Origin of the sequence: Diaphorobacter sp. J5-51, assembly GCF_001023515.1 — a bacterium.
In the GTDB taxonomy this organism is placed as follows: Bacteria; Pseudomonadota; Gammaproteobacteria; order Burkholderiales; family Burkholderiaceae_C; genus Diaphorobacter; species Diaphorobacter nitroreducens.
Genome location: NZ_JSYI01000068.1, coordinates 1 through 5,416 on the forward strand (window position 1 = coordinate 1; position 5,416 = coordinate 5,416).

Annotated in this window: 8 protein-coding genes and 1 CRISPR repeat array; all 8 genes read right to left on the reverse strand. The window is 60.2% G+C overall.

The window, feature by feature from the left end; all coding sequences use genetic code 11:
- Positions 1-150: 150 nt before the first annotated feature.
- Positions 151-405 (reverse strand): hypothetical protein, encoded by a 255-nt coding sequence (locus tag OX89_RS18540; RefSeq protein ID WP_157497380.1) that lies wholly within the window; start codon positions 403-405, stop codon positions 151-153.
- Between the two features lie 16 nt (positions 406-421).
- Positions 422-1,107: a CRISPR direct-repeat array (repeat unit 37 nt; unit sequence GTTTCAATCCGCGCCCACCATTGCTGGCGGGCGATAC).
- Between the two features lie 180 nt (positions 1,108-1,287).
- On the reverse strand, positions 1,288-1,497 hold the full coding sequence (locus tag OX89_RS08970; protein ID WP_047350365.1) for a hypothetical protein: 210 nt from the start codon (positions 1,495-1,497) through the stop codon (positions 1,288-1,290).
- Between the two features lie 3 nt (positions 1,498-1,500).
- On the reverse strand, positions 1,501-1,884 hold the full coding sequence (locus OX89_RS18545) for a hypothetical protein (RefSeq protein WP_157497382.1): 384 nt from the start codon (positions 1,882-1,884) through the stop codon (positions 1,501-1,503).
- 296 nt (positions 1,885-2,180) lie between these two features.
- Positions 2,181-3,227, reverse strand: a complete 1,047-nt coding sequence (locus OX89_RS08975) for a DNA-binding protein (protein WP_084002041.1) — start codon at positions 3,225-3,227, stop codon at positions 2,181-2,183.
- Positions 3,124-3,750 (reverse strand): hypothetical protein, encoded by a 627-nt coding sequence (locus OX89_RS08980; protein ID WP_047350367.1) that lies wholly within the window; start codon positions 3,748-3,750, stop codon positions 3,124-3,126. Before OX89_RS08980 ends, OX89_RS08975 begins: the two co-directional genes overlap by 104 nt.
- Positions 3,743-4,654 (reverse strand): AAA family ATPase, encoded by a 912-nt coding sequence (locus OX89_RS08985; protein ID WP_052952256.1) that lies wholly within the window; start codon positions 4,652-4,654, stop codon positions 3,743-3,745. Before OX89_RS08985 ends, OX89_RS08980 begins: the two co-directional genes overlap by 8 nt.
- On the reverse strand, positions 4,647-4,979 hold the full coding sequence (locus OX89_RS08990; protein ID WP_047350368.1) for a hypothetical protein: 333 nt from the start codon (positions 4,977-4,979) through the stop codon (positions 4,647-4,649). The genes OX89_RS08985 and OX89_RS08990 overlap by 8 nt, the downstream gene beginning before the upstream one ends.
- A 9-nt stretch (positions 4,980-4,988) precedes the next feature.
- A partial coding sequence (locus OX89_RS08995; protein WP_234305539.1) for a hypothetical protein occupies positions 4,989-5,416 on the reverse strand: 428 nt, incomplete at its 5' end.

Below are 5,416 nucleotides of genomic sequence, written 5' to 3' on the forward strand. Positions count from 1 at the left end.
GCGGTACACGACCGCGATGTGAATGCGGCCAGGAACATTCTCGCGGTCGGACGTGGCCGTCTTGCAGAAGGAACCCTGGGCTGTCATGGCTCGGGAATCATCGGCCTTTAGGCCGGTGAGGACGTCAAGCACAAATCCTACCTTCGTTGCTCACTTGGTGCTGCGCCACGAACGCACGATCGAGCGGGCTTCCTCCAGCGTGTGAAGCTGTCCAGGGTTCTCCAGAGCTGCGCTTACTCGGGCATTCACATAGGCCAAATATTCGGGATCTTGCTCAGCTTCACGCGCAGCCAGGTCATGCAGGCGTTCGATGTTTTTGGCCTGGCCTCCGATGCGCTCCAGCGTGCCTGCTAGATCGTGCAGGAAGGCGGCATTTTCGGCGTGAGTGTAAGTTGGTGTGGTCATGCTGGTTCCTCATGTAGTTTCAATCCGCGCCCACCATTGCTGGCGGGCGATACAAATCATGAAAACAATAGAGCCGAAGTTGCCGAAGTTTCAATCCGCGCCCACCATTGCTGGCGGGCGATACCCAAGCGCGATCGATTTATTCCGACCGTCCAATTTGTTTCAATCCGCGCCCACCATTGCTGGCGGGCGATACCCAGGGCAGTGCATTGGACTGGGCTGCAGCCCGCCAGTTTCAATCCGCGCCCACCATTGCTGGCGGGCGATACTTAAGCTCATGTCCATTGTTGTTATTTCTTCGCGAGTTTCAATCCGCGCCCACCATTGCTGGCGGGCGATACCGTCCATTTCCTACCACAAAACCAAAAGCCCTCTTGTTTCAATCCGCGCCCACCATTGCTGGCGGGCGATACCGGCAAGCAGGCCAGATTTCGTCATCTCAGCAGGTGTTTCAATCCGCGCCCACCATTGCTGGCGGGCGATACCGTCTCGCCATTGCTCTAAATCAAGGGATCCGAGTTTCAATCCGCGCCCACCATTGCTGGCGGGCGATACTGGCCGTTGCTGTCCCCCTGCTCGCGAGGCGCCCATGTTTCAATCCGCGCCCACCATTGCTGGCGGGCGATACGCGCCATGGTGCAGATGCTTGCGGGTAGGGGGGGTGTGTTTCAATCCGCGCCCACCATTGCTGGCGGGCGATACTCTTCACTTCCAAGGCTTTGCCAGCCCTGTATTTTTTCCTGTTCGCGCGCGAACCTCCATTCGACCACTCGACTGGTCAAAATGATTTGCGAAAGCAAGAAGGAAAAGCATGGGGCGACAACGACTTATGAAGCGCGCGAACCTGACTGATGCACGGCCATCACTACACGTTCGCGGTGGTCACCGTCCCTCCATGCGGTCAATCATCTTGAGCGTCGAACGCCCAAGATAGATGGTTCCACAGCCAACTGCCAAGCCCAATACAGCCTCCGTCCTACTGATCACCTCGTAGGAGATAAAACCATTCAGCGTCAGGAATCCAAGCAAGACTGCGAGAAAGCCGCAAAAATGCGCGAAATATGCGGTGTACTTGAGTTTGGCTGTGTCCATTTTTTATGCCTCCTCCGGCGAGTAGTAAAGCGTCTTGCCGCATTGAGAGCAAAAGTGCTCGCGATGGTAAGTGTGGTTCATCAGCGCCCTAGCGTGAATACGAGAACTGCCACAGGAAAAACATGAAACGCCATTCTTGCTGACGTGATTGGCGTGCTCTGCTTTGTACCAGGCAAACGACTTTGACCGAAATTTAATCAATTTCCGGAGGGAGAAAATGGCGTTGATAGAGATAATAAATACAAATCCAGCCATCACAATTAAGAATTCTGAACTGCGATCCTCAAAACCAATGAAAGCCGCCCACAGTAAGATGGCGGCACTTGGCAACGACAATAGAGAGAAAAAGCCCGCAAACAGAATTTGAACCATAGGGAAGCCCATCACATCCACCCTGCGCGCAATGCCGCCTCAAGTGCGCCGGATTCATCGATCGCTTCCACAACGCGGTAGTCGTCACTCATCCAGGAATATGGCGCTCCATCCTCCGTACACTGAACGGTGCCATCCGGCCAAACGCGAAAGAACTGATTGAGTAAAAGATGATTGCCTTGCATATACTTACTAATTGAATAGACCTGTGATTATTTTAGAACGCTGCAACAGAGAAGCAATCGAAGGCAAGCAAAATATTCCCTGGAATCAATTCACCGTCGATTTGTATCGAATGCGCAACATTTCGATCATAGCTTGCGCCGTTGGACTAGGATCGCCCCGCGCACGCGCCGTTTTGGCGCATTTCTATTGGGACTGTCCTTCACATTCGCCTGTGCCAGGGCGTCAATGCGCCGCTGCATGGTTGCCTTGGCGACCATCAGCTCTGCCGTTTCTTGCCGCAGCCGTGCAGCCAACTCCTCGGCCTGGCTCAGTCGCTGGCGATAGCTGGCCAGCTCGATGTCCTTGCCCGCCAGATCGGACTTGAAACGCTCCCTGGCGTCCTGTTCCGCCGTCCGGGCCGCATCGATCTGCATCTTGGCAAAGCGGATCTCGCCGTTGAGCATCTCTGCATCGCGTTTGCGCGCCGCACGCTCGGCCTCCAGATCCTTGGAAAACTGCTCTTGCGCCGCCTGTCTCGCCCGCTCGGATGCCTGGATCTGGCCTTCGGCCTTCGCCAAGGCTGCGCGCAATTCATCGGCCTGAGCAAGCAGGGCGGCGCATTGGCCTTCGGCGGCTGAGCGATTCTCACGTTCCTGGCGCAATTCCGCCCCCAGCTCCTCCACGTCATCCTCCAACGTGGCATTTGTCTCTTGAGCCAGCCGCAGGCCCTGCTCGGCCTGACGCACCTTTTCTTGGTGATCCTGACGCTCGGCGTCAAAGGACGCCGTGGCCTTGTCCATCGAGAGATCCCACAGCTTGGCCAGGGCGCCGCTGAAGCTTTCGTTTAGCTCGGCGGGCAGGTAGGGCGCATCGATCTGCACGCGTGACTTCTCGCGCAGCTCCAGCCAGAAGGCGCGCAGATCCGCGCCAATGTCCGTCATTGATCCCTGCTGGGTGTACTGGTGTACCACCTTGGCAGAGGGGTAAATGCCGTACTCGAAAAACAGCACGGTAGCGGCGACGCGAGTCTTTTCCTTGCGGGACTTTGCGGCCTCCAGCCGTGGCGCCAGGACGGCGCGGATTTCGTTTTCAGTGGCCATCGGCGCTCCGCTGGTGATTGAACTCGACCACCCAGACCCAGGGGTTGGCAGCCCAGGCGCCCTGGCCGTTGATCTGATCCCACAGGTCAGCATAGGCGTCGCGAGCGGTTAGCCATGGTGTCACCAGGCTACCTGGGCCATCGCTGCCAACCCAGCAGCCGCTCCCGTCGCGCATCTGGCGCACGCCCTCGGCAATGGCATCGGCCTCGCTGATATCCTGGAGGCGCTCAACACGGACGCCAGTGATCTCAAGCGTGATCCGGCTGGCGTGGCGCGGCATGTGGATGGAGGGCGTCCACTTCTTGCGAATACCGAGCGAGTCACCCAGGCGATCACCGTGTTTGTAGGTGGCCTTGTAGTCCGTCTCGATCCAGGGCCTCGACTGGCCGTCGATCCTGGCGAACGCCTCACGCACCCACAGTTGGTCTCCGGGCTGTCCGTAAGGGCACAGCTCTGCCGCGACGCGCGGCCGAAGCGCACCGACTGGTGGCGCAAGGCATGCGGCAAGGCCTGGCGTGCGGTGTGTCATTTGCACCGCACGTCGCGTCTGTGTCTTGTTGCCCGCCAGCAGCGCGCGCACCATCGGACTACTAAAAAGAATCGGGCGCTCACGCATTGGCAGTTTCCCCCTCAAGTTCCGCGATCCGCCACTGCCGTGCCCAGCGCAGTGTTTGCCGCTCGATGTCAGAAAACGATGCCCCAGGCTCCAGCCCAAGGGCGGCGTGCACAATGGGCAGATCCGGGTGCTGCCTGGCGAAGTTGTCCAGCCATTGCTTGGCCTGGTGCTCGGTGGGCGCGGGCAGCTCCCATTGAAAATCGAAACGTCGCACCACGGCGCGGTCAAGCATTTCCGCATGGTTGGTCGCGCCAATCAGGATGATGTGCTCGGGCAGGCGGTCGATCTCCAGCAGCAGCGTGGACACCACGCGGCGGGCCTCGCCCACGTCGGTGGCATTGCCAAAGCCCGCGCGTTCCGACAGCAGCGTCTCCATCTCATCGAGGAACAGCACCGCAGGCGTTTGCAGGCCGCGAAACACCTTGGCGATCTTGGCGCCGGTTTCGCCCAGGTGACTTGAGACCAGCGCGGAGAAGTCCGCACAGAACAGCGGCAGGCCCAGCTCGCGCGCAAGCGCTCCCGCCAAGGTGGTCTTGCCATTGCCAGGAGGGCCGGACAGCAGCAGCTTGTGCGCGCAACCGAGGCCCGCATCCAATAGGGCGTCGGCATGCTTGCGTTGCCGCAGGAAGTCTTGCGCCTCGGACAGGACGCCCACCGGCAGTTGTACGTCAGCTAAAGCACGCCCAGGGGCGACGGGCAGCAGCAGGCCGACCAGCTCGCGAGGCAGGGCCTCGACCATGGTGGGGATGGCACTGGTGCGCTGCAGCAAGCGAGCGAGTCGCGTCTTGAGCGTAGACATCGCTGGCTCATTGGCGGCAATCACGCGCACCGCGTTCAACACGCGCTCACGCTCCCCCGTGGTAGCGGCTTGCGCGAGGGCGAAAACATCGTCGGCCTTAGCCATTTTGTTCCTTCTTGAAAACCGCCCAGTCGGGCCTTTGTCCTTGTCGCAGCGCCGCCATCAAGTAGCTGTGCTCAGGTTCCGGCAGCTCGAAATGCAGGGCGCTCTGGCCGCGTGCACAGCAATCCGAGGGCATGCGAACCAGGCCCTTGACCAACTGTCCCGGCGTCTTGGCCAGCGCCCGCAGCACCCGGCGCGAGGTGGCTGGCCCCGCATGCTCCCAGCCCAGGCGCTCGGCGATCTCGTGGCACAGCCACTCGTCGCCATACATGACGGAGGGGTTGTCGGTCTCGATGAGGATGGCGTAGGCCGCATCACAGGCGCGCATCGCACATCCTCAACGGGCCAGGCCTGCGGCGCGCAGACGCTCAAGATCCTCGGCATCCGCGTGGGCCATGTTTCCGCCCATGCGGGCCAGCTCCTCTACTGGCGTGGACGCGTTGCCTTCCATGGCCAGCAGTGCTGCCACGGCGCAGTAGTAGCCACGATTGAAGTCGCGGCTGCGTGCTTGGGCTTTCGCGCCCATGGCGGCGTCCCAGGCCTCACGTGCGATCGGAAGGCCATCGCCGATAGGGCCAAGGTGTGGATACTCTCGTTTGCGCCAGGTCTCGAAGTTCTCCACTGGGCCGCTCGAATTTTCCTGCGACTCCAGCGCCTCGTGTGCCACTCTTGCTCGGCTGGCGGCATACAAGCGCACGTCCACGAGCTTCTTGAGATACTTGCGCATTCCACTGATGGCGGACAGTGATTCCATTCCCATCGCGG

What these genes read in the sequence shown, in the direction of transcription:
- OX89_RS08975 (WP_084002041.1), bottom strand. Translation starts at nt 3,227, where the DNA reads ATGCTGACCTGTGGGATCAGATCAACGGCCAGGGCGCCTGGGCTGCCA.
- OX89_RS08970 (WP_047350365.1), bottom strand. Translation starts at nt 1,497, where the DNA reads ATGGACACAGCCAAACTCAAGTACACCGCATATTTCGCGCATTTTTGC.
- OX89_RS08985 (WP_052952256.1), bottom strand. Translation starts at nt 4,654, where the DNA reads ATGGCTAAGGCCGACGATGTTTTCGCCCTCGCGCAAGCCGCTACCACG.
- OX89_RS08980 (WP_047350367.1), bottom strand. Translation starts at nt 3,750, where the DNA reads ATGCGTGAGCGCCCGATTCTTTTTAGTAGTCCGATGGTGCGCGCGCTG.
- OX89_RS18540 (WP_157497380.1), bottom strand. Translation starts at nt 405, where the DNA reads ATGACCACACCAACTTACACTCACGCCGAAAATGCCGCCTTCCTGCAC.
- OX89_RS08990 (WP_047350368.1), bottom strand. Translation starts at nt 4,979, where the DNA reads ATGCGCGCCTGTGATGCGGCCTACGCCATCCTCATCGAGACCGACAAC.